The 26,029-nt window shown below is 68.7% G+C and carries 6 protein-coding genes (1 of these 6 running past the window's edge); 1 reads left to right on the top strand and 5 read right to left on the bottom strand.

What is annotated here, in order from left to right; translation table 11 throughout:
- Positions 1-5 precede the first annotated feature (5 nt).
- Complete coding sequence (locus tag ACIBJI_RS19800; RefSeq protein WP_364345760.1) at positions 6-1,604, bottom strand: hypothetical protein; 1,599 nt, start codon at positions 1,602-1,604, stop codon at positions 6-8.
- The gene (locus ACIBJI_RS19795; RefSeq protein ID WP_397085160.1) at positions 1,594-3,018 is read right to left on the bottom strand and encodes a hypothetical protein; all 1,425 of its coding nucleotides are present in this window, start codon (positions 3,016-3,018) and stop codon (positions 1,594-1,596) included. Before ACIBJI_RS19795 ends, ACIBJI_RS19800 begins: the two co-directional genes overlap by 11 nt.
- A gap of 626 nt (positions 3,019-3,644) precedes the next feature.
- Between ACIBJI_RS19795 and ACIBJI_RS19790 the strand changes: the two genes are divergently transcribed.
- Positions 3,645-3,941, top strand: coding sequence for a hypothetical protein (locus tag ACIBJI_RS19790; RefSeq protein ID WP_364345756.1), 297 nt, complete (start codon positions 3,645-3,647; stop codon positions 3,939-3,941).
- Between the two features lie 25 nt (positions 3,942-3,966).
- Here the strand turns inward: ACIBJI_RS19790 and ACIBJI_RS19785 are convergent, their stop codons facing one another.
- The 3 genes in view from ACIBJI_RS19785 to ACIBJI_RS19775 are tightly spaced (at most 8 nt apart) and all read right to left on the bottom strand, a layout consistent with a single transcriptional unit that may run on beyond the window.
- Positions 3,967-5,547, bottom strand: a complete 1,581-nt coding sequence (locus ACIBJI_RS19785; protein WP_397085157.1) for an MFS transporter — start codon at positions 5,545-5,547, stop codon at positions 3,967-3,969.
- Between the two features lie 8 nt (positions 5,548-5,555).
- A complete protein-coding gene (locus ACIBJI_RS19780; protein ID WP_397085155.1) occupies positions 5,556-16,385 on the bottom strand; it encodes a type I polyketide synthase in 10,830 nt (3,609 codons plus the stop codon).
- On the bottom strand, positions 16,382-26,029 hold the 3' portion of the coding sequence (locus ACIBJI_RS19775) for a type I polyketide synthase (RefSeq protein ID WP_397085153.1). Its footprint extends 1,221 nt past the window's final position; 9,648 of the gene's 10,869 nt are visible here — the last part of the coding sequence; its start codon lies off the right edge, out of view — the gene reads right to left on this strand; its stop codon occupies positions 16,382-16,384. Before ACIBJI_RS19775 ends, ACIBJI_RS19780 begins: the two co-directional genes overlap by 4 nt.

Below are 26,029 nucleotides of genomic sequence, written 5' to 3'. Positions count from 1 at the left end.
ACCGCCTACCGCGACGTCGCGTCGACCAGCACCGCGTGCAGTGCTCGCGCCTGGAGACTCGCCTCGTCTCCACGCAGCACGACATCGGTGAACGCGGCGCCGAGGGCCCTGCTCACGTCGAACCCACGTGCGTCCGCGGCGTCCCCGGTCAACTCGGCACGCCAGCGCCGGTAACCGCTCACTACCTCGGCGAGTGTGCTGTTGCGTCCAGCCTCCAGACACAGGTACTCGGCGATCAGGACGCGCTGTGCCCGCCTGCGTGCGATACCGCCACCGGCGAAGTCGAGTGCCCGGCCGAATTCGCGCAGCGTCGCCTGATAAATTTCCAGCTCCACCGATTCGGTGTCGGACTCCGCCGATCCGGTCGCTCGCGTCGGCTCCTGCGCGGTCCGCTGGTCGAGGGTGATCGACCGGCCGGCGCCCGTGCCCCGTGTATCGCGCGGTTCGAGACGCCAACACACCGGCCCCGCTTCGACATCGAGCTCCGCCACCGCGACGACATCGAGATCGATAACTGGGTAGTCGGTGAGTACCTGGTCCACTGCGGCCACGAATTCTCGTATAACCGGCACCTGCAAGCCTGGGGTATCGAATCCGGTCACCCGCACGTCGTGGTTCTCGGCCAGCGTCCGCGCCAGCCAGCCGACCACTGGGTCGGTAACCGGGCGCGCGCCGGAGCCCCGCCGATCGCGCGGCAATTCATCGGCGGGCTTCTGCGTCCGCGGCGAGGAGGGCAACCGAGGACCAGGGGGTCTCGGCGCGGCACCGGCGGGTGGTCCGGCCGTTTTGGGCGGCTGCCCGGACCACGGCGTATCTCGCTGTCCCGCACTACCCGGTGGGCTCGCCCCTGCCGGCCGCCCGGCTGCGGCACTGGGTGAAGCCCGGGTAGCGGCCGGGGGCACCACGGCCGGTGATGACACTGCGGCGGCCGGCGGGAACACCGCCGCGGCCGGAGGACGGCGACCGGAGTCTCCGGCAGGCTTGGAGTTACCACTGCCCGGTGCGTCTGATCCCCGCTCCACCTCTCGGCCCACTGCCCGATCTGAAGGATCCCGCTGCGGACCGCTCTCCGGCGTGGAGCGGCCCGCGGACGCGTCCGGTGTCCGCGACCCGCCGGGGATGGATCGTTCGGTGGGGTCAGCCCGGTCCGTGGGATACACCGGAGGACCCGCTGCCGGAAAGGTCGCCGCGGGATCGGACGTCACGGGCGGCTGTGTGCCCGCGGGTGAGGACGTGTTCGCGCTGCCATCCGGCCAGGGCGGCGGCGGCTCGCCGATCGGGTCCAGGTCGTCGGCAGTAGTGCCGACCCGGCTGGCGCCGAACCTGTCCTGGACTTCGAATTGGCTTGCGGCGTCCACCATTCCGGCGGCCGTGCTGTGCAGGCTCTCCTCCATCGCCCGAAGATTGGCCAGCAACTGGTCGGCATGCGGCTTGAACTCCCTGGCGAACGCGACACCCAGATTGTCATCGCCCCAACTGCCTTCGGCGTGCGCCAGGGAATCGCGCAGTCCCGCATAGGTTTGCCCCACGCGGTCCCCGAGTTCGGCCAGCCGCGCTCCCCGATTTCGCAAGTGGTCCGGATCCAACCGAACTTCATCGTTCACGTCGCGCCCCCTCCGAGGAGGCTCGGCCGTTGCCGCGCAGCCGGAACCGTCGCTCGAAACCGGTGACGAACACCGACAACGGCACCGACGTCGTCGAGCGCTCCACAACGCCATCGTCGGCGACATAGAAAACCGCACGGTCCAAAGCAATTTCGCCGTCCGGCACCGGCGAACGTACCATCCAGCCCACACTTATGCGATCGGCCCGCAGCGTCGACAGCGGGTAACCCGTAGTGTCATACCCCTGTCGTCGGATGTGATCACGGACGAGGTCGAGCGCATCCGCTTCGCCGATCCCTTCGGTGTGGTTCGCGTCCAGATCCGCGAGCATGAACTGGAACATCGCACCATCGATGTCGGTGCCGTCGCCGACCCCGAAGACCTGCACGATCGCCTCGCGAGTCACGGCGCCGGCCTGCGCAGCCGACACCAATAGCTCGGCCACGCCCGACGTACCACCACCCGACTGGTCGTCCAGCAGGGTGCTGACGACATCCGCCACGGTGCCGACCGTCCACACTGCGGGCAGCGCCGGCGCGCACTCCGGTATCGGCGCGGACTCACCCCGGTACCACTGGCCGGCCTCCCACCAGTAACAAAACGACAGCAAACCGGCTGCCGCCCGCGGATTGAGTACCGGGTCGGCCACCCAATCCGGTGCTCCCGCAAACAATTCCGGCATTGCCGCACCCGCGTTGTACGCGGCGTCCAGAACCGACGCATCCCACACACCACCCGATAGCACGGCCCGGTCACCGGGTAATAGCGTCAACGTCGAACCGCTACGTCCGGCGCCTTCGAAGATGCCCACCGACGGACCGATCCGCGGCCCCTGCCCCGACCCGACCGCCACGAAGGCTGCCGCCAGCACCGCCCACCGGGCCCACAACACGGCCAGCTCCGGCAGTTCGTTATCCACGGCCACCGCCCGCAGACCCGCACGCTGGTCCGCCCGCGTCGCGTCGGCGGCGGCGCGCGGCGGCCGAGTCCGACGTTCGCCGCGCCCGAGGTAGGCCGCCAGCCACACCGGCAGCCGATCCCGCGGATAGCGTTCCAAGTCGGCGAGATAGGCCTCCGGTGCGAACAATTGCTCGCCGGGGAACGGCACGGCACCGTGATCAGCAGCAGCCTCGACACGGTCCGCGTCGATGCGCACCAGCAACCGCCACCACGGGCCGCCCTCGGCCCTTGCCGACACCTGCCGATGCCGGCGCACCGCAGCCCACACCGCATCTGGTACGGGGCACCGGAACGACCGGATACCGTCGTCGACCACCAGCAGCGCCGATTCGGCGACCACGGTCATCGCGAACCACGCCTCCAGCCGCTGCCACCCGGGCGGGGCTACCTCACGCAGCCCATCCGCGATTCGATCGACCAACCCCTCGAGATCCTCATCCTCGGCCTGCGTCACGGCGCTCTCCATGTTCCAGGAACGACAAAAGCGCCGAAACCCCGGAGGCGCCAACGCGCGACCTCGACCGCGAGCAGTTCACGAACAGTTCCCCCCAAAATCGCCTGGATCGGTTCGTCGTCAGGATTTGGAATGTCCAAGGCTGAAGATTTCGCACTTCGCGTCCCTGCGCAATGCTGGTATTTACCACCCATGGCAAGCCCGCCGGTCAGCGATCCCCGTCATAACGCGCACTCGACATCTATAACCTACCGAAGATCCCGGGCGGAGACATTTCTCGATGTCGATGTCGAAACCGCGGCTTGCCGTTCGACTTAGGGGTGAATCAGGGTTGAGACCGTCCGCGCACGGTGGGTCCGCGGCCCCCCGATCCGCAACGGTGTCGTGAGGTATGGCCGTTGTGCACCGCCGAGGACTTCGTCGAGGCGTCGACACCCGAGCTGCGTGAGGCGACCGGCCGATAGGGCCCGAAGGCAGCGCGTTGGCGAGATTCTCGGGACGGTATTTGCGCACGTCCGCACTGGCCGCCGTATCCAGATACTCGTCGAGGCGAGTGAACGCGCGCTCGAGCGATACTGCACTACCGCGAACATCTGGCCGAGGTCATCGGTATCAGCCAGGCGGCCATGATCGACCCCGCGTTCGCGGCGCGCTGGCGCGAAATCCACAGCAGCGCAAATACGCTCATCGCTCGCGATATCCGCGCGGCCCAGGCCGCGGGCTACTGTCCCGGGCTCGATCCCGAGATCGCCGCATCGGCATTGACCGCCATGATCGAACAGTTCTGCCTCACCTGGCAGTACCAGAACGACAGTCCTCACATCGAGCTCACCGACGAGGCCGCCGTCGAGGCCCTGTGGCAATTGTGGGGCCACGTGGTGTATTGGACCGACCCGCTTCCGGTGAGCACATCCGACCAGTGACGCCCGGTCGACCGGCACGTCCGTCCTATGCGGTGTCGAGTTCCGAAGTCGTTGGGGCCGTGGCGGTCTCGAATGTGCCGGGTTGCCGGCGGACGAATATCGCGACCGGGACCGCGGTGATCAGCAGCACGACGCCGGCGACGGTGAGGGCGAGATGGGTGGCGTCGGTGAACGCGTGCTGGATGGCGTTGCGGACCGGTCCGGCGACGGCGGGCGGGAGGGCAGAGCTGTGCTCGCCCGCTGCGGCGGCGGACACGACGGCGTCGGTGAGCGGCCGAGGCAGGTCGGCAGCACGGAGTTCGTCGCGGAGGTTGTCGGCGAACCGCGTCGTCAGGATGGTGCCCAGAACGCTGGCACCCAGTACATTGCCGACCTGACGGAACAAGTTGACCGTGGCGCTGGCCATACCTGCCTGGTGTGGTGCGACGCTGTTGACCGCCGCCGCGGTAGCGGGTGCGATGAGCATGCCGCTGCCGATACCGGCGAGCAGTAGTCCGGGCCAAATCCGTCCGAACCCGGTACCGGGTGGACTGGCGAGGAGCGCGAATATGCCGGCGGCCATGACGACGAGGCCGAGTGTGAGCATCGTCGTGAACCCGATGCGATGCACGATACGGGCGGCGACGGCGCTGATGAGGACGAAGGGGCCGAACATCACCAGGAGCCGCACGGCGGCGGCGAGGACCGTGGTTCCCTGCACGTGCTGCAGGTAGAGCACGGTGACCAGCGCGGTGCCGGTGAATCCCAGCAGGGTGACCGCGGCCGTACCCATCACGGCGCTGAAGGATCCGGACCGGAAGAGCTTCACGTCCAGCATGGGATCGGGATGGCGGGCTTCGTACCGGATGAACGCCACCAGTGACACGGCCAGCACAGCATAGGCACACAGGATGCGGACCTCGGTGTATCCCCGTGAGCCGCCTTCGATCACCGCATAGGTCAGTGCCGCGATGGCGAGGGTGCCCAGCACCATCCCGACGGGATCGAATGCCCGGGTGGGGAGTCTGCTCTCACGAATCAGTGTCACCGCGCCGAGAAGGGCAACCACACCGAGTACGACATTGATCAGGTAGATCGCATGCCAGGAGAACGCACCCACCAGCACCCCCGCTCCCAGCGGACCGATCGCCAGGCCGATTCCGGAACTTCCGGCCCAGATACTAACGGCCTCGGTGCGTTCGCGCATATCGGTGAAGGTGTGGCTGATGATGGCCAGGCTGGTGGGCAACACCATCGCGCCGCCGATTCCCATGATGGCCTGGGCGGCAATCAATACGACCGTGTTGTGCGCGGCGAATGCCACAGCACTGCCCGCCGCGAAGACGGCCGCGCCGGTGGCGAAGATCAGCCGCCGGCCGATGAGATCCCCGACGGTCCCGCTGCCGAGCACCAGACTGGCCACGACCAGGCTGTAGGCACTGGCGACCCAGACGGCCATCGACGCCGAGGGGTGCAGATCGGCCTGGATGGTGGCGAGCCCTCCGAGCGTGGAGGAGACATTGACGAAAGCCATCATCGGGCCGATGCACACCACGGCCAGGATCCACCACCGACCACGGGACGTTGCGTCGTGATCGGCGGATGCGGTCACCTCATTACGTGTCACGGCATTCCTCACTGAGTCGAAATCTGCTGGTCTATGAGTGCGAAGAGTTCGTCGGCACTGGCCGCCTCGACGGCGGCGCGATCGCTTCCGGCCGAGGATTCGCCGTCGTAGAGTGCGTCGGCCAGCAGCGAGCGGATCCGCTCGGCCAGACGTGCCTTGTCCCGATCCGACGTCATGGTCGCGAACAGCGATTGCAGCGAGTCGATCTGGTCGTCGACCGCCGATGTGGTCGATGTGGCCGCCAACCGCGACCCCAGCAGCTTCGCTACCGCGGCGGCGGTCGGGTAATCGAACACCAGGGTCGACGGTAGTTTCATCGCTGTCTCCTCGGCGAGCCGGTTCCGCAGCTCGATACCCCCGAGCGAATCGAATCCCAGTTCGTTGAACGGGATTTCGGGATCGACGGCCACGGCCGACGGATGTCCCAGAACCGCCGCGGCGAGTTCCCGCACGAATTCGAGTATCAGCTCATCTCGCTGATCCTCCGGCGCGGCGGCCACCCGTGCGGCGAACCGGCCGGTGCTGCCGCCCGGCACTCGACGCGCTCGAGCGGGTACCAGGCTCTCGAGCACCTCGGGCAACAGCCCGGTCCGGGCTTGCGCCGCCAGTGCCGCCCTGTCGAATTCGACACAGGCGGCCACCGGTTCGTTCGCGGCGATCGCGGCGTCGAACAGTGCGGTCCCGTCGTCGATGCCGAGCACCTTGATGCCCAGTCGTTCCCACCGCGTCAGCGCGGCTCGGTCCATCGCGCCGGTCATACCGACGTCTTGGTTCCACGGTCCCCACGCCAGCGAGAGCGCGGGCAGCCTCTGGGCGCGGCGGGCGAGTGCGAGTCCGTCGAGGAACGAGTTCGCCGCCGCGTAGTTGCCCTGTCCGGGTGCACCGAATGTCGATGCGACGGAGGAGAACATGATGAAGGCCGACAGGTCGTGTCCCCGGGTCAGCTCGTCCAGGTGCAGGGCACCGTCGACCTTTGGCGCGAGTACACGGTCGATCTGCCCGGCGGTCAGTTTCTCGAGCGTGGCGTCGTCGACCACACCCGCGGAATGAATCACCGCTGTCAATCGATGTTCGGGCGCGATCGAATCGAGCACCGCAGCGACATCGGCGCGATCACCGACATCGCATGCGGCAACACGCGTTTCGGCTCCCAGGGCGGTCAATTCGGCCACCAGGTCCGCGACGCCCGGGGCCGCTTCACCCCGGCGCGACACCAGCAGCAGGTGCTCGACACCGTGCGTCACCACCAGATGCCTGGCCAGGACCGCACCCAGACCACTGGTGCCGCCGGTGATCAATACCGTGCCGTGCCCGAACATCGCACCCCGGTCGAGCGACTGCGGTTCGTCGGTGACCGCACCGCCGGACAGTCGCGGTACGAACATCTGCGAGTCGCGGACCGTTGTCTGTCCCCGATCCGATTCGACGGCAGTGCGCACGACATCGGCGTCCACCATGCCGTCGTGATCGAGTAACGCGATCCGGCCGGGATGTTCGGACTGTGCGGTGCGGACCATGCCTGCCACCGCGGCGGCGGCCACATCGACCGGCTCGTCCGCCACGGCCGTCGCACCGCGGGTCACCACCACCAGACGAGCATCGGCCAGCCGCTCGTTCGACAACCACGACCGCAGCATCGTCCAGACCGTGTGAACCGAAGCCCGCACCTCGGCGGCACGTGCGCCGGAGGACGCGGTAGCGACCCCGTCGGCGAGCGAGTAGACGACCAGATCCGGAACCTCCTCGGCCGCCGCCAATTCCGCGATGTCACGATAATGCCGGTCGATCCCGGACACCCTCGCCGACCCGACTGTAGCGATGACGGCGGCGGTGGTGGCGGCAGCCCGATCCGCGCGAACCCATCGCAGGTGCAGCGGCGCCGCACGGCGAGCCGAGCTCGCGGTCAAGGCCCGGACATCGACCGGGCGCGCGGTCACGGCATCGATTGTCAGCACGACCGAACCGGTGTCGTCGACGACGACCATTCCGATCTGCCCGCTGCCGTCGCGCACCACCCGCACACGCACCGCCCCGGCACCGGAACGCCACAGCCGCACTCCCGCGAACGAGAACGGCAACGGCACCTGCCCGGCGGCCAGGTCGTCGGACAGGCCGTCGATCGCCACGTGCAGACAGGCGTCGAGCAGTGCCGGATGCACGGCGAACGCCGAGGCCGAACCGCTCACCGAGTCGTCGAGCGAGACTTCGGCGAAGGTCTGCTCGCCGCGAGTCCACACCGCGGTCACACCCTGGAATACCGGGCCGTACTCGAAACCGCGCTGCGCCAATCGATCGTAGAAGGACGCATCGCTCGACGGCACCGCACCGGCCGGGGGCCAGCTCCGCTCGTCCCACACCGGGGCGACGCCGGCGGCAGCGGTCAGCACACCCCTCGCGTGCAGCACCCACGGATGCTCCGCGGCCGAGTCCGCCTCGGCGGCGGGGCGGGAGTAGATCGCGAAGGCGCGCCGTCCCTCCTCATCGGGTGCGGCGACACTCAACTGCAGATCGACCTCGATGCCGTCGCCCAGTACCAGTGGGGATTCGAGTAGCAGTTCCTCGATGACGTCCACCCGCAGTCGTACGCCCGCGCTCAACGCCAATTCCGCGAACGCCGTCCCGGGCAACAACACCGAACCGAATACCGCGTGGTCAGCGATCCACGGATGCGTCCGCAGCGACAACCGCCCGGTGAACAACCACTCGTCCCTGCCCGCTACCGGCACCGCATTCGCCAACAGCGGATGCCCGAATGTTCCGGTCACGACTCCTGCCTGTGGCTGCACCCAATAGCGCCGATGCTGGAACGCGTAGGTCGGCAATGCCACCCGATCCATGCCACGCCCGGCGAACACCAGCGGCATATCCGGCTCCAGCCCCGCCGCGTGCGCTTGCGCGAGGAGGGTGACGAACCCGACCGTCTCGTCGATCGTCCGACGCGACGACGCCGCCACCAGCATCGACTTCGTCTCCGCTCGCGGATGCTCGGCCAAACACTCGGCGGTCATCGCAACGAGCACCGCGTCCGGGCCGACCTCCACGAACCTGCGCACACCGGCACCGACCAGGGTGTCCACACCGGGAGCGAATCGCACGCAACCACGAACCTGCGCGACCCAGTACTCCGGATCGCACACCTGCGCACTCACCTGCGTGCCCGACACATTCGACACGATCGGCAACAACGGCTCCCGATACGTCAAACCCTGTGCCACAGCACGTAATTCGTCCAGCATGGGCTCCATCAACGCCGAATGGAACGCATGCGAGACCCGCAACCGCGTGGTCTTTCTCCTCTCTTCCGACAGCCGTCGCGCGATCTCGTCGATCACATCCGCGTCCCCTGACAGCACCACCGATTCCGGACCATTCACGGCCGCCAGCGACACGTGGTCGCCGAATTCGCCGAGCACGCGCATCGCCTCGTCCTCCGGCACGGCCACCGCCAGCATCGCCCCGTCGGCCGGCAACGCCCCCATCAACCGGCCCCGCGCCGCCACCAGCGCGCACGCGTCCTCGAGCGACCACACGCCCGCCACGAACGCCGCCGCCAGTTCACCGATAGAATGTCCCGCAACGACATCCGGCGACAGGTCGAACGATTCCAGCAGCCGGAACATGGCCACCTCGAACGCGAACAACGCCGGTTGGGTGAACTCCGTCCGATCCAGCATCTGCCCCGGATCGGCGAACATGACGTCCTTCAGCGACCCACCGAGCCGGCTGTCGAACTCGGCGCACACCTCGTCCAGCGCGGCCGCGAACATCGGAAACGCCTGATACAGGCCCGAACCCATCCCTGTCCGCTGCGCTCCCTGACCGGTGAACAGGAATGCGGTTCTCCCCGAACCCGCCATGCCGTCGACCACCCCCGGCAGCGGCGAACCCGATGCCAGTGCGGCCAGTCCCGCGAGCAACTCCTCCCGATCGCGCCCGACGACGGCGCCCCGCCGGTCCAGCCGTGCGCGCGTGTCCACCAACGAGCGTGCTACCGACCACAGATCGATATCCGGGCGGTCGGCCAACCATGTCCGCAACCGGTCCGCCTGTCCCCGCAGTCCCTGCTCCGACTTCGCCGACAGCATCAGCGGCACCACGAAAACATCGGCGACGGAAGGGCTTTGCCGCACATCGGGATCACCGCCGTGCTCCGATACGCCGGCCGGTGACGGCGCATCCGGCGCTTCCTCGACAATGACATGTGCGTTGGTTCCGCTGATCCCGAACGACGAGACGCCCGCACGCCGCACCCGGTCGCCGGTCAGCCACGGCTCGGGCTCGGTCAACACCCGCACCGACCCAGCCGACCAATCCACGTGCGGCGACAAGGCGTCCACATGCAGTGTCTTCGGCAACACCTGATGCCGCAGCGCCTGCACCACCTTGATCACACCGCCCACACCCGCGGCCGCCTGTGTATGGCCGATATTCGACTTGAGTGCGCCGATACGCAACGGCCGGTCCGACCGCTCCTGTCCGTAGGCGGCGATCAATGCCTGTGCCTCGATGGGGTCGCCCAATGCCGTCCCCGTCCCGTGCGCCTCCACCACGTCCACGTCCTGCGCACGCACGCCGGCATCGGCCAGCGCCGCCGCGATCACGCGCTCCTGCGAGGGACCGCGCGGCGCTGTCAGGCCATTGCTCGCGCCGTCCTGATTGACAGCGCTGCCACGGACCACCGCGAGGATGTTGTGTCCCAGCCGCCGCGCATCCGACAGTCGTTCCAGCACCAGCACGCCCGCGCCCTCCGACCAGGCCACACCATCGGCGGCCGCCGAGAACGCTTTGGACCGGCCATCGGGAGCCAGACCGCGCTGCCGGGAGAACTCCACGAACACCGTCGGAGTGGCCATCACGGTGGCACCGCCCACCAGCGCGAGGGAGCTTTCTCCCTGGCGCAGAGCCCGGCACGCCAGATGCAGTGCCACCAGCGATGACGAGCACGCCGTATCCACCGTCATCGCCGGACCTTCCAACCCCAGCGAATAGGCGACCCGGCCGGACACCACACTGCTCGCGGCGCCGGTGGCGACATAGCCTTCCACCTCGGGCCCACCCAGGCGGGTCAGGGCGTCGTAGTCCTGGTACATCACGCCGGTGTAGACACCGGTGTCGCTGCCCCGCAACGAGGTCGGGGCGATCCCCGCATGTTCCAATGCCTCCCACGACACCTCGAGCAGTAACCGCTGCTGGGGATCCATCGCGATCGCCTCACGCGGGCCGATTCCGAAGAAGCCCGCGTCGAATTCGGCCGCGTTCATCAGGAAGCCGCCCTCACGGGCGTAGGACGTGCCGGGATGGTCGGGGTCCGGATGGAACAGCTGGGCCGTGTCCCAACCGCGATCCGGCGGAAACTCGCTGATGGCGTCCGCGCCGGAGAACACCAGATCCCACAGGTCGTCCGCGGATTCGACGCCGCCGGGATAGCGGCACGCCATTCCGACGATCGCGATCGGCTCGTCGGCTCGCACCCTGCGCGTGGTCTTGCGCTGCTCCGGCGTGGACGAGTCCCCCATCCGGGACCCGATGAAGGCGGCCACCGCCCGGGTGGTGGGGTGGTCGAAGACGAGGGTGGACGGCAACCGCAGGCCGGTGGTCGTGGTGAGCCGGTTGCGGAACTCGACCGCGCCCAGCGAATCGAAACCCATTGCGCTGAAGGGCTTCTCGATATCGACCAGATCAGCCGCGGCATATCCCAGCACTGCGGCGACCTGACCACGGACGAATTCGAGTACCGCCGCGTCGCGAGCATCCGGTGCCAGCGACGCCAGCCGCCGCGCCAGGTCGCCACCTCCGGCCGCGCGGCGCGCGGACGGCACCAGCGACCGCAACATCGAGGGCAGCATTCCCGACCCGGCAGCGACGGCCAATGTCGCCGTGTCCAGGTCGACCGCGGCGACGAACGGAGCTCCGGCGCCACCGGCCAGATCGAACAATTCGAGACCGTCGGACTCCGACAGCGGGCGAGAACCCATGCGCGACAACCGGTCCAGGTCCGCATCGGTCAGCTCGGCCGCCATTCCGCTGCGCCCGCCCCATGGCCCCCAGGCCACCGACACCGCCGGCAGGCCCGCATTGACGCGGCGGAGCGCCAATGCGTCCAGTACCGAATTGGCCGCCGCATAGTTGCCTTGTCCCGACGATCCGACCACCGCGGCAACGGAGGAGAACAGGACGAACGCCGAAAGATCGGAGGTCAGCTCGTGCAGATGCAGTGCCGCATCGACTTTCGGTGCGAGCACCCGGTCGACCTGCTCGGCGGTGAGGGTGTCGACGGTGCCGTCGGCCAGCACGCCGGCGGCGTGGATGACCGCGGTCGGCGCGGGGCCGTCGGAGATGTCGTCGAGCAGCGCTGCCACGGCGGCGCGATCGCTCACATCACAGGCCGCCACCCGGGTCCGGGCCCCGAGTTCGGCCAGTTCGGCTACCAGTTCGGCGACACCCTCGGCCCGCTCACCGCGCCGCGACACCAGCACCAGTTCGCGCACCCCGTGCCTGCCGGCCAGATGCCGCGCCACCAGCGCGCCCAGCCCGCCGGTGCCACCGGTGATCAGCACCGCACCCGGGCCGAGATCGATGGTCCGCGCGGCGGCCGGATCGCGGCGGGTCAGCCGCGGCGCCAGCAGCGCACCCGCGCGCAGCGCCAGCTGCTTCTCGTCAGTGGCCATGGCCGCCGAGATCAGTTCCGGGGTCACCGCGCTGTCATCGTCGATGTCCAGCAGCACGATCCGGCCGGGATTCTCCGACTGCGCGCTCCGGAGCAGACCCCAGACGGCCGCGGCGGCCAAATCGGGGTCTTCGCCGGGCAACCCCGCACCATTGCGCGTCACCACCACGAGTCGGGCGTCGGCAGTGGGCAGGCGCAGCCAGGATCGCACCGAGGCCAGCACCGCGTGCACGCGATCTCGCACGATGGCCGCCGCCGACCGGGAACCGGCCTCGCTGTCCGCAGCGCGGCGGTCGGGACCATCGGCGAACCACACCAGCACATCCGGAGCTTCGCCGGTGTCTCCGGTCTCGGCAGCCAGGTCCGGGTAGGTCCGTGCGAATCCGGGCACGGCCACCCCGGCGATCAGCAGGCCGTCCACTTCATGGGACGCGTCGCCGGAGCCGACTCGACTCCATTGCACGTCGTAGAGCCCGCGGTCGGCAATCGATCGATCACCGCGCAGCGCCTGGCTGTTCACCGGGCGCGCCCGCAGCGATTCGACGGTCAGTACCGGAGCGCCGGTGTCGTCACCCAGTTCCAGCCGCATACTGTCGCCGACGCGCCGGATGCGCACCTGTGCGGCGGTCGCCCCCGGGCGATACAACCGGACGCCGCCGAACGAGAACGGCAGCGGCACCTGTCCGGGCGGCAGATCCGCGGCCAGATCCTGCACCCCGGCATGCAACGCGGCGTCGAGCAGCGCGGGATGGATGCCGAATCGGCCACCGTCCACGCCGACTTCGGCGGGCAACCGCACATCGGCCACCATGTCACCGCCGCCATCGCGCCAGACGCGGCGCGCCCCCTGGAATGCGGAGCCGTAATCGAATCCGCGCGCGGCCAGCCCGTCGTAAAGGACGTCGCCGGGGATCGCGTCGTCCTCCGGGTTGTCGTCGACCTCGTAGGCCGGACCCTCCATTTCCCCGCCGGGAGCGAGAATGCCACGCGCATGGGTTGTTCCACTCGCGCCCGCCGATTGTTCGCCGACGATCCGGGACGCCACGACGAATCGCCTGCGCCCCTCGTTATCGGGTTCTTCGACCGCGATCTGCACGTCGACCTCGGTCCGCTCGCCGAAACGCAGCGGCGCCTCCAGCACCAGCTCGTCGACGACCTCGACACCCAGCCGAGCGCCTACCGCCAGGGCCAGCTCCACGAAACCTGTTCCCGGGAGCAGAATCTCGCCGAAGACGGTGTGATCGGCGATCCACGGATGCGACGCCACCGACAGCCGACCGGTGAACAGCCATTCGTCCCTGCCCGCCACCACGATCGACCCGCCGAGCATGGGGTGGTCGACCACCGTCACACCGGCGCGGCCGACATCGCCCCGCACGGCGGTGGGTGCGATCCAATGGCGCTGATGCTGGAATGCATAGGTCGGCAAGAGAATTCGACGCGATTCCCGGCCCGCGAACAAGGGGCTCCAGTCCACGTCCAGTCCCGCGGCGTGCGCGGCGGCCAGGAATGTGGTGAACTGCGCGACTTCCGCACAACCACGCCGGGCCGCAGCGGCCACCACGGACCGCCCCTCGGTCCCGGGTTCCTCGGCAAGGCATTGCCGTGTCATCGCGGCCAGGACGGCGTCCGGGCCGACCTCCAGGAACCGCCGGGCCCCGGTCGCGGCCAGCGCGCGCACGCCGGGCTCGAACCGCACGGCCGCACGGACCTGGCGCACCCAATACTCCGGATCGGTCAGCTCCCGCTCCACCACAGCGCCGGTCACGTTCGACACCACCGGAACGGTCGGCTGATGATAGGTCAATCCCGCTGCCACCGAGCGGAATTCGTCGAGCATCGGATCCATCCGGGCGGAATGGAAGGCGTGGCTGACCCGCAGCCTGCTGGTCTTGCGACCCCGCTCGGCGAGCAGCCGTTGGACGTCGTCGACCGCCTCCGCGTCGCCGGACAGCACCACGGCCGCCGGTCCATTCACCGCGGCGACCGCCAGCCGATCGGCGTATCCGGCCACCAGTTCGATCGCCTCGCCTTCGGTGACAGCCGCCGCCAGCATCGCACCGCCGCCGGGCAGGGCGCCCATCAGTCGCCCCCGCGCCGCCACCAGCGCGCACGCGTCCGCCAGCGACCACACCCCCGCCACATACGCCGCCACCAGCTCGCCGATGGAGTGCCCTAGCAGCGCATCCGGTGTCACACCGAACGATTCGACCAGCCGGTAGGCCGCCACCTCGTACGCGAACAACGCGGGCTGGGTGAATTCCGTCCGATTCAGCAGGGCCGCACCGGCATCACCGTCGGCGGCGAACATCACGTCCTTCAGCGCTCGTCCCAGCAACGGGTCGAGTTCGGCGCATACCTCGTCCAGCGCGGCCGCGAACACGGGGAACCCCGCGTACAGTTCCCGGCCCATTCCGGGTTGCTGCGCGCCCTGGCCGGTGAACAGGAACGCCGTGCGTCCCGCGCCCACGACGCCATCGACCACGCCCTCCGACGAGGCACCGTCGGCAAGGGCCGCAAGTCCCGCCAGCAGTGTCTCCCGGTCACGGCCCACGATCGCTGCACGCCGGTCCAACAGCGCCCGCGACGTGATCAGCGAATGGGCCACATCCCATACATCCGCATCGGGTTCACCGATTAACCACTGCCACAGCCGATCCGCCTGCGCGCGCAGGCCGGGTTCGGATTTCGCCGACAGGAGCCACGCGACGACATCGGAGTTCGTATTCGGCGTAATCGTTTCGGCCGCCACCTGTTCCGGAGCAGTCCCGGCGACCGGTTCGGCGGGAGCCTCCTCGATGATCACGTGCGCGTTGGTGCCGCTGGCCCCGAAGGACGAGACACCCGCACGGCGCACCCGCTCACCCGCGGGCCACGGCTGCGCCTCGGTCAGCAGGCGCACAGTGCCCGCCGACCAATCCACATGTGGCGTAGGCGCATCCACATGCAATGTCATCGGCAACATCTCGTGCCGCATCGCCTGAACCATCTTGATCACACCGCCCACCCCCGCCGCGGCGGACGTGTGACCGATATTCGACTTGAGCGAACCCACATATAACGGCCCGTGTTCACGCCGCGCGCCGTAGACGCCGATCAGCGCGCGCGCTTCGATCGGATCCCCGAGCATCGTGCCGGTCCCGTGCGCCTCCACCGCGTCGATGTCGCCGGGTTCCAGTCCGGCATTGGCCAATGCCTGTGCGATGACACGCTCCTGCGACGGGCCGTTCGGTGCGGTCAGCCCCTTGCTCGCGCCGTCCTGATTGAGCGCGCTGCCGCGAATGACCGCCAAGACGTTGTGCCCCAGGCGTTGCGCATCCGACAGGCGTTCGACGACCAGCATGCCGATACCTTCGGAAAATCCGGTCCCGTCCGCGGCGGCCGCGAATGCCTTGCATCGGGCATCGGTGGCGAGCCCGTGCTGGCGGGCGAATGCGATCAGATGGGACGGATCCGACATCACCGTGACACCGCCCGCCAAGGCCAGCGATGTTTCGCCGTTGCGCAGCGCCTGGCACGCGAGATGCAGGGCCACCAGCGACGACGAGCACACGGTGTCGATCGACATCGTGGGCCCCTTGAAGCCGAATGTGTAAGCGACCCGGCCGGATACGACGGAGTTTCCCGCACCGAGATAGGCGTGGCCTTCCGCCTCGGCGGTCAGTGTCGGGGAGCCGACCCGAGGTCCGTAGTACTGGTGGAAAACGCCGGTGAAGACACCGGTATCGCTGCCGCGCAGCGACATCGGGTCGATGCCCGCGTACTCCAGCGCTTCCCAGGACGCCTCCAGTGCCAAGCGCTGCTGGGGATCCATCATCGCGGCTTCCCGCGGGCCGATCCCGAAGAATCCCGCGTCGAAATCGCCTGCCGAATACAGGAATCCGCCTGCACGGGTATTGGTCGTACCGGGAACGTCCGGATCCGGATTGTAGAGTTTCTCCAGATCCCAGCCCCGGTCGGTCGGGAACTCGCCGATGGCGTCGACGCTGGAGGCCACCAGGTCCCACAGTTGCGCGGGCGATTCGACGCCGCCGGGATAGCGGCAGCTCATCCCGACGATCGCGATCGGTTCCCGCGCACGCTCCTCCAGGTCCTGGATGCGCTTGTTGGCGGCGCGCAGGTCCCTGGCGAATCGCCGCAGGGACTGGGTGAGCCGTTCCTCATTGCTCATGATCGACCGAACTCCTCGTCAAGCAGATCCAATAGTTCGCTGCCGGAATGCTCGGCAAGGTCATCGTCGAATTCCTCGTCCTGCCATCGATCGCCGAAGTGCGACCGGAGGCGGTCGCCGATACCGAGCAGTGCGGTAGCGGCAGCGGGGTCGTCACCGGCCGCGGCGAGCGCCTGTTCGACCATCGCCTCCAGCCGGGCGATATCGACGGGTGCGGAAACGGCGGCCGGTGGGGCCGCAGGTGACGCCGAGATCAGCTGTTCATGCAGATATCGGGACAGTTCGACCGGGGTCGGGTAGTCGAACACCATCGTCGAGGACAACCGCAGACCGGTGCTCTTCGACAGCCGGTTGCGCATATCCACACCGGCCAGCGAATCGAAGCCGAGCTCGTCGAATCCCTTGTCGGCCCGAATATCCCCCGCCGAGGAATGCCCCAGTACCGCGGCAGCCTGCTCGAGGACCAGGTCCAGAACCGCGCGATCCCGCTCGGCCTCCGGTAGCCGATCCAGTACCAGACCCTGCGGTGGTCTTTCCTCCGCGGCGGCGGACCGAGAAGGCAGGGCGATTTTTCGCAGGACCGGGGGAATCGTTGCCATATGTGCTTCCCGCCGAAGGGCATTGACGTCGAGACGGAACGGCATGAGCGCGGATGCGCCCGCCCGGGTCGATCCGATCCCCACGGCGGTATCGAACAGCCGAAGGCCGTCCGCCGACGCCAGCGGATGCACGCCGAGGCGGGCCATGCGTGCGGCACCCACGTGATCCAGGGTGCCGCCCATACCGCCCGATCCGGCCGCGGTGGACTCCCACAGACCCCAGGCCAGCGCCACAGCGGGCAGCCCTTCGGCGCTGCGCCGCGCGGCCAACGTGTCCAGGAAGCTGTTGGCGGCAACGTAATTGGCCTGTCCCGCGGCGCCGATGACAGCGGCCATCGACGAGAACAGCACGAAGGCCGAGAGATCAGCGTTCCGCGTCGACTCGTGCAGATTCCATGCCGCGTCGACCTTCGGCGCGAGCACGCGGTCCAGCTGTTCGACGGTGAGCGTCGCGATCGTCGCATCGTCGAGCACACCCGCGGTGTGAACCACGGCCGTCAACGGCTGTTCGGCCGGTATGGAATCGAGCAGTGCCCGCAACGCGGACCGGTCCGCGACATCGCAGGCCGCGATGCGCGCGTTCGCTCCGAGCTCGCACAGGTGCGCCGCCAATTCCGTTGCGCCTGTGGCTCGCTCGCCACTGCGGGACACCAGGAGCAGGTGCCGGACACCGTGCTCGGCAACCAGGTGACGGGCCACCATCGCGCCCAGACCACCGGTACCCCCGGTGATCAGCACGGTGCCGGAGCCGAATGCCGGTCTCGCGCCGGCGATCACCTCCGAGCGCCGCAGCCGCGGCACCAGCATCGTGTCGGCGCGAACGGCCACCTGCGGCTCGTCGGCCGCCAGTGCCGACAACACGGTGTCGACCGACAGCGGAACGGACGTGGACTGCCGGTCGAGCAAGACGATCCGGCCGGGATACTCGGACTGCGCACTGCGAACCAGGCCCGCCACCGTGGCCGCCGCGAGATCCGGTGTCTCGCCGGGCATCCCAAGGCCGTTGTGGGTGACGACGACCAACCGCGACCGCTCCGACGGATCCTTGTCCAGCCACCCCTGCAGCAGGTGTAGTGCCGACCGGGCCCGCTCATGTGCGGCGACGGTGACATCGTCGTTTCGCGCTGCCGCGTCCGACCACACCAGCACATCGGGCATCGCACGATCCGATGTCAGACTGTCGAGGTCCGGATATCGTTCCCGCACACCGGCAATCGAAGCCGACCCCAGTGCGATGACCTCGTCGGTCACCGGCACGTCGGGTGCAGGGTGAACCTCCGCCCATTCCATTTCGTACACCCCGGCGTCACCGGCGAGCGGGCGTCGGAACTGGGTGACGTCATACGGCCGCATCACGATCTCGTCGAAGGAGACCACCGGGTTGCCGTCGCCGTCCACCGCCGCCACGGCGAGCACGTCCTCACCTTTCGCCACGGCGATCACCCGCAACGGACCCGGCCTGCGGACATCGTGGAATCGGGCGCCGCCCCACCGGAACAGCAGCATGCCGCGGCTCGGGTCGGAGCTGGGCTCCGGCCACACCAGACGGGCCATCCCCGCATGCGCGATGACGTCGATCAGGCCCGGATGCAGCAGGAAACCGTCCGATTCGACGGCCGGATCCAGCGCAACCTCGCTGAACACGGCGTCGCCACGCTGCCACGCGCGTTCGATGCCGCGGAAGGAGGGACCGTATTCGAGTCCCGACACGGCTTCGATATGCGCGGGTACCCATTCCGGGTCGATCGGGTCCGCATCCGACGGCGGCCACGGCTGCGCCCGAAGACGTTCCAGCAGCGGCTCCGCCGCCGGCCGGTCACCGGTCAGAATGCCGCTGGCGTTGCGTACCCACTCTCCCTCACCGATGCGGTAGTGCACCGTGCAGTGCCTGCGGCCCCTATCGTCGGCCTGGTCGACAAGCACCTGCAGATCGATGTCGGCGCCGTCCTCGGGCGGGAATATCGGGGCCTCCAGCGTGAGCTCGTCCACCCCGGCGCAGCCGAACCGCGGTCCCGCCGCACACAACATCTCCACCAGCGTCGTACTCGACACGACCATCACGCCGTAGCTCACGTGATCCGCGAGCCACGGATGGGTCCGGCGCGAGAGCCGCCCGGTGAGCATCCATTCGTCCTTGCCCGCGACCTGCACCACACCGGTCAGCACCGGGTGACCCGATACTCCCGGCGGCGCCCCACCGGCAACCGGTTGCAGCCAGTACCGCCGATGCTGGAATGCATAGGTGGGCAACGGCAACCGCGATACCGGACGATCCGCATACAGCGGCGTCCAATCCACACCGGCACCCGCCACATGCGCTTGTGCCAATGCGGACACCAATTGCAACGGCTCGCCGACCGAACGCCGGGCAACCGCGACCACCGTCGATGCGGCCTCCACGTCCGGAATCTCGGCGAGACACTGCCGGGCCATCGCGGACAACACGGCATCCGGCCCGATCTCCACGAACCGCCGCACCCCGGCCTCGGCCACGGTGGCGATCCCGGGCGCGAACCGCACACAACCGCGCACCTGTTCGACCCAGTAACCCGGATCGGTCACCTCGGCACCGGCCACGGCGCCGCTGATGTTCGACACGATCGGGATCTTCGGCGGGTGGTAGGTCACACTGGCGGCCACCAGCCGGAACTCGGCGAGCACGGGATCCATTCGCGCCGAATGGAATGCGTGGCTCACCCGCAACCGGTTGGTCTTGCGTCCGCGTCCGGTGAGTACACGCTCGATCGCGTGGATGGCGTCCGCGTCTCCGGACAGCACCACCGACGACGGGCCGTTGACCGCCGCGATCGAGACCCTGCTGCCGTATTCGGCGACGATATCCGTCGCGTCGGTCTCCGTGATGGCCACTGCCAGCATCGCTCCGCCCTCGGGCAGAGCTCCCATCAACCGACCGCGGGCAGCCACCAGACGGCAGGCATCGGGCAGCGACCACACCCCCGCCACATACGCGGCGGCCAGCTCACCGATCGAGTGCCCGATGAGCATGTCCGCGGCGATACCGAACGACTCCAGCAACCGCGACAGCGCCACCTCGAACGCGAACAACGCGGGCTGGGTGAATTCGGTGCGGTGCAGCAGTCCCTCGGTGTCATCGAACATCACCGCGAGCAGCCCTGGCGCGGAATCCGCTCCCGGATCACGCATCAGGAGAGCATCGAACTGGGCACACACCTCGTCCAGAACCTGCGCGAACACCGGGAACGCCGCATAGAGGTCCTTACCCATCCCCGCTCGCTGCGCACCCTGTCCCGTGAACAGCCACGCGGTCTTCCCCGTCGCCGCGACGCCCTCGACGGCACCGGAAGACACCTTGCCCGCCGCCAGATCCGCCAGACCGGAAAGGATCTCGTCGCGCCCCGTCCCGACGACCGCGCCCCGGAATTCCATATGGGAGCGGAAGGCGCTCAGCGAGTACGCGACATCGGCGATCTCTCGCTCGGGTCCGGCCACCAACCACTGCAGGAGCCGATCCGCCTGCGCCCGCAACCCTGCCTCGGATTTGGCCGATACCAGCAACGGCAACGGCAGGTCTGCCGGAGTTCCGTTGGGTGCCACCGGAATTCGTTGCGGCGGCGCTTCCTCCAGGATCGCATGCGCATTGGTGCCGCTGACACCGAACGACGACACGCCCGCGCGGCGAACACGCCCGTTGCGCGGCCACCGCTGCGGCTCGGTCAGCAACTCCACACCGCCGGCCGACCAATCCACATGCGGGCTGGGCACATCCACGTGCAGCGTCATCGGCAGAGTCTCGTTCCGCAACGCCTGCACCATCTTGATCACTCCGGCCACGCCTGCGGCGGCCGAGGTGTGCCCGATATTCGACTTCAGCGAGCCGATCCGCAGCGGCGCTCCCGGCCGATCCTGACCGTAGGCGGCGATCAATGCCTGCGCCTCCATCGGATCACCCAGTGTCGTCCCGGTGCCGTGCGCCTCCACCGCATCGATGTCGGCGGGCCGCAACCCGGCGTTGGCCAGGGCCGCCGCGATCACCCGCTCCTGCGACGGCCCATTCGGCGCGGACAGACCGTTCGACGCGCCGTCTTGATTGATCGCCGTGCCCCGCACCACGGCAAGAACGTTGTGGCCCAGGCGGCGGGCATCCGACAGCCGTTCCAGCACCAGCATTCCGACGCCCTCGGAGAACGCGACACCATCGGCCGCGGCGGAAAACGATTTGCACCGCCCGTCCGGGGACAGACCACGCTGCCGAGCGAAATCGACGGAGAGATAGGGATCGGCGTAGATCGTCGCGCCGCCCGACAACGCCAGCGATGCCTCACCCTGCCGCAGCGCCTGACAGGCCAGATGCAGCGACACCAACGACGACGAACACGCCGTATCCACGGTGACCGACGGCCCTTCCAGGCCGAACACATACGACAGCCGGCCCGAGATCACGCTGCCCTGGGCTCCGGTGAGCCGGTAGCCCTCGAACTCGGGGGTCACCCGGTTGAAATAACCCGAGAAGCACGCACCCACGAATACCCCGGCATCGGTGCCACGCAGCGAAACCGGATCGATCCCGGCATCCTCCAGGGCCTCCCACGATGCCTCGAGCAATTGCCGCTGCTGCGGGTCCATCGCCGTCGCTTCCCGCGGGCCGATCCCGAAGAATCCGGCGTCGAAATCCGCTGCGTCGTCGAGGAATCCGGCGCGGCGGGCGTATACGGTCCCGGGTTTGTCCGGATCCTCGTCGAACAAACGGTCCAGATCCCAGCCGCGGTCCGATGGGTACGCACTGGTCGCATCGATCCCCGAGGCCACCAGATCCCACAGTTCGTCCGGCGATTTCACCCCACCCGGGAACCGGCATCCCATGCCCACGATCGCGATCGGCTCATCCGCCGGTGTTCGGCGCGCGACCTTCTTGCCCGGTCCGCCCGTCGTCTTCGGCTCGTGCCTCGACAGCACGTGTTTCGCCACCGCGGCGGGAGTCGGATGATCGAACACCAGGGTCGACGCCAACCGCAACCCCGTGACCTTGACCAACCGGTTGCGGAACTCCACCGCCCCCAGCGAATCGAAACCGATCTCGTCGAAAGGTTGATCAGGCCGGATATCGGCCGCCGAATCGTGTCCCAGCACGGCCGCGGCCTGCCCCAGCACCATCTCCAGCACCACGTCGCCGCGCTGCGCGTGCGGCACCCGCGCCAACCGCTCACCCAGCGAACCCGCCGCGAAACTCGCCTCCGACCGGCTCGCGGCCGGCAGCGGACGCCGCACGAACCCGCTCAGCACCGCGGGGATCCCCACGGGATCCGAGACGCGCCGCAGCACACTCGGGTCGAACCGCAGCGGAGCCAGCCGCCCATCGTCGCTCGCGACCGCGAGAGCGGCATCGAAAAGGCGCACACCGTCGGCATTCTCGAGTTGCCCGAGCCCCCACCGGCCCAACCGCGCCAACGCCGCACCGTCCACCTCGCCGGCCATCCCGCTGCCGGCGTGCCACGGTCCCCACGCCAGCGATATGGCGGGCAACCCCGCGGCTCGACGCAGGCGGACCAGGCCATCCAGGAATCCGTTCGCCGCGGCGTAATTGCCCTGTCCGGCCGAACCCAGCACTCCCGCGATCGAGGAGAACACCACGAATGCCGACAGATCTCGGCCGCGCGTCCACTCGTCCAGGTACCACGCTCCGTCGACCTTCGGCGCCAGCACCCGATCCACCTGCTCGGCGGTCAGCGATTGGAGGGTGCCATCGTCGACAACCCCGGCCATATGCACCACGGCGGTCACCCCACCATCGGAGTCCATGGCGTCCAACACGTTCCGCACCGCGTCACGATCGGTGACGTCGCAGGCCACGACGCGCGCGTCGGCGCCGGCCCGCGCCAATTCGGCGACCAGCTCGTCCGCGCCGGGCGCCTGCGGGCCGCGCCGGGAGGTCAGCACCAGCCTGCGCACACCGTGCTCGGTGACCAGGTGCCGGGCAAACTCCGCGCCCAGACCACCTGTGCCACCGGTGATCAGCACCGTCCCCGCACCCGACCACAGCGACAGGGGATTGTCTTTCCGAACCTCGGTGCCGGTGCGGGTCAGCCGGGGAACCAGAATCCTGGTGTCGCGCACCGCGACCTGCGGCTCACCCGAGGCCAGCACAGCCGCGATCCGATCGGCGTCCACCGCTTCGGCCGGGTCTTCGTCGAGGAGTATGAACCGCCCCGGATTCTCCGTCTGTGCGCTGCGGACCAACCCCCACACCGCGGCGGCTGCCACATCCACGGCAGCGTCCTCGCCGGGAAGACCGACACCACCCGTGGTCACCACCACCAGCGAGGCACCCGACAGGCGTTCTTCGGCGAGCCATGTCCCGAGCACGGCCAGTGTGCTGTGCACCCGTGCCCGCACCACACCCGGATCGTCGACGACCTCTCGGGCGATCGCCGGACGCCAGACGACGATATCCGGAACATGTTCCGCGGCAACGATATCGGCAATGGACCTGGGTGATGCCGCGATTCCCGGCACCACCGTGTCCGCGAGGACGGCCGACGCCGGCATAGAGCCTGGGACCGGAGGCGGGGCCGTGGTCTCCCAGCCCACCCGATACAGACCGGCGTCCTGATCATCGGACAGACCGCGCCGGAACTCCTCGACGTCGTACGGACGCAGCAGCACCGAATCAACCGATACGATCGGCCTGCCCTCCGGATCGACTGCCGCGACCGACACCGTATCCGCGCCGGTCTTCTCCGAGATGATCCGCAGGGCTGTCACTTCCGCGGGCATCGGCCGGTGGAGACGCGCACCGCCCCACCGGAACAGCAGCCAACCGGTCTTCGGATCGGACTCCGCGAAACGGAATATGGATTGCGAGAGTCCGGCATGCATCACCAGCTCCAACAGCGCCGGATGCAGGTCGTGGCGACCGGATTCCGATACCGCGTCGGTATTCAGCGTCGCCTCGGAAAAAACCGTGTCGCCACGCTGCCACACCGCATTCACGCCGATGAACGCCGGACCGTAGTGGAGCCCGGTATCTTTCGCGATCTGCTCGGCAAGTGCCACCCGGTCGACATCGACGAGTTCGGCATCGGCCGGCGGCCACGCCTGCTCACCGAGCCGGGATACCAAGTCCGAGTCGCCATTCCACCGTGGCGCGAGGAAACCGGTCGCATTGCGCACCCATTCGTCGCCGGACGGCCTGCGGTAGAAGAACTCGAACGAACGCCGCCCGGACTCGTCTGCGGCCGCGACCAGGACCTGCACTTCGATCTCGTCGTCACCGGGACGGATCGGCGCCTGCACGATGATCTCCTCGACCACCTCGCAATCGATCCGCCCGCCGGCGGCGAGCAGGAATTCGAGCAGCAACACGCCCGGAACCACCACGACACCATGGGCCATGTGATCGGCGATCCACGGATGCGTACGCACCGAGAACCGGCCGGTGAACAGCCACTCGTCGGTCCCTGCCACGCCGACCACACCGGTCAGGATCGGATGATCCGCCGACGCCGCCGCATCGGTACTGGGCTGCAACCAGAACCGGCGACGCTGAAATCCGTAGGTCGGCAAAGCGACCCGGCGCACCGCTCGCCCCGCGAACAGCGACGCCCATTCCACCCGCGCACCCGCGACGTGGATCTGCGCCAGTGCGGTGACGAACTGCGACACCTCGTCGACGGATCGGCGCGCCGCCGCCACGATCCGCGACACCGATTCGACCTCGGCATTCTCGGCCACGGTCGTACGCGTCATCGCCGCAAGCACCGCATCCGGGCCCACCTCCACGAATCGCCGCGCACCCGCCGAGACGAGGGTGTCCACTCCCGGAGCGAACCGCACACACCCCCGCACCTGCCGAACCCAATACTCCGGATCGGTCACCGCGTCCCCGGCGAGCTCTCCGGTTTCGTTCGACACGATCGCGAGGCGCGGCGATCGATACGCGATACTTCGTGCCACCGAACGGAATTCGGCCAGCATCGGCTCCATGAGGGCGGAGTGGAAAGCGTGGGAAACGTCGAGCCGGTTGGTCTTGACGCCGGTACCCGACAACGCGGACTCGATCGCCTCGATGGCCTCCAGATCCCCGGACAACACTGCCGAGGAGGGGGCGTTCACGGCCGCGATCGAGACTCTTCCGGCGTGCTCGGCGATCAGTTCGGCGGCCCGCTCCTCCCCGACGGCGACGGCCAGCATCGCGCCGCCTTCGGGCAGCGCGCCCATCAGCCTGCCGCGCGCGGCGACCAGAGCGCAGGCGTCCTGCAACGACCACACCCCGGCCACATACGCGGCGACCAGTTCACCGATGGAATGCCCGAGCAGCACATCCGGGGCGATACCGAAGGATTCGAGCAGCCGGAACATCGCCACCTCGAAGGCGAACAACGCCGGCTGGGTGTTTTCGGTGCGCGCCAGCACCTCGGCGGAGTCGCCGAACATCAGGTCTTTCAGCCGCCGTCCCGACGCGAGGTCGAACTGTGCGCACACCTCGTCCAACGCCGCCGCGAACACCGGAAAGGCCGTGTACAGGCTCTTGCCCATACCCGCGCGCTGAGCGCCCTGGCCGGTGAACAGGAAAGCGGTTGTGCCCGCACCCGTGCGGCCTTCGATCGCGCCGGGCGAACCGGCCGCGAGATCGGCCAGACCGGCGAGCAGTTCCTCCTGGTCACGCCCCACCGCCACACCGCGCCAGTCCAGCAGCGCCCGGGAGGTCGCCAGCGAATGCGCCACATCCCAGGCATCCGCATCGGGGTCGTCGAGCAACCACTGTCGCAGCCGGTTCGCCTGGGTTCGCAGCGCTGCCTCGGATTTGGCCGAGATCATCAGCGCGACGACATCCGACGCCACGGGCTCGGCCGTGACCACCTGCTCGGATTCGCCCGCCGACTCGGCGGCCTCCGGATCGGCAGGGGCTTCCTCCAGGATCACATGAGCGTTGGTGCCGCTGATTCCGAACGACGACACACCCGCACGCCGCACCTGCCCGCTCGCGGGCCACGGCTCGGCCTCCGTCAGCAACCGCATCGTGCCCGCGGACCAATCCACGTGCGGCGTGGGCGCATCCACATGCAG

The sequence above is a fragment of the Nocardia sp. NPDC050408 genome, from assembly GCF_044458905.1.
Lineage (GTDB): Bacteria > Actinomycetota > Actinomycetes > Mycobacteriales > Mycobacteriaceae > Nocardia.
The sequence above is the reverse complement of the archived record's forward strand: the minus strand, read 5'-3'. Positions and strand labels throughout refer to the sequence as shown.

Excerpts from the sequence above, each read along its gene's own strand:
- ACIBJI_RS19780 (WP_397085155.1), bottom strand. The coding sequence starts at position 16,385 with ATGAGCAATGAGGAACGGCTCACCCAGTCCCTGCGGCGATTCGCCAGG.
- ACIBJI_RS19790 (WP_364345756.1), top strand. The coding sequence starts at position 3,645 with ATGATCGACCCCGCGTTCGCGGCGCGCTGGCGCGAAATCCACAGCAGC.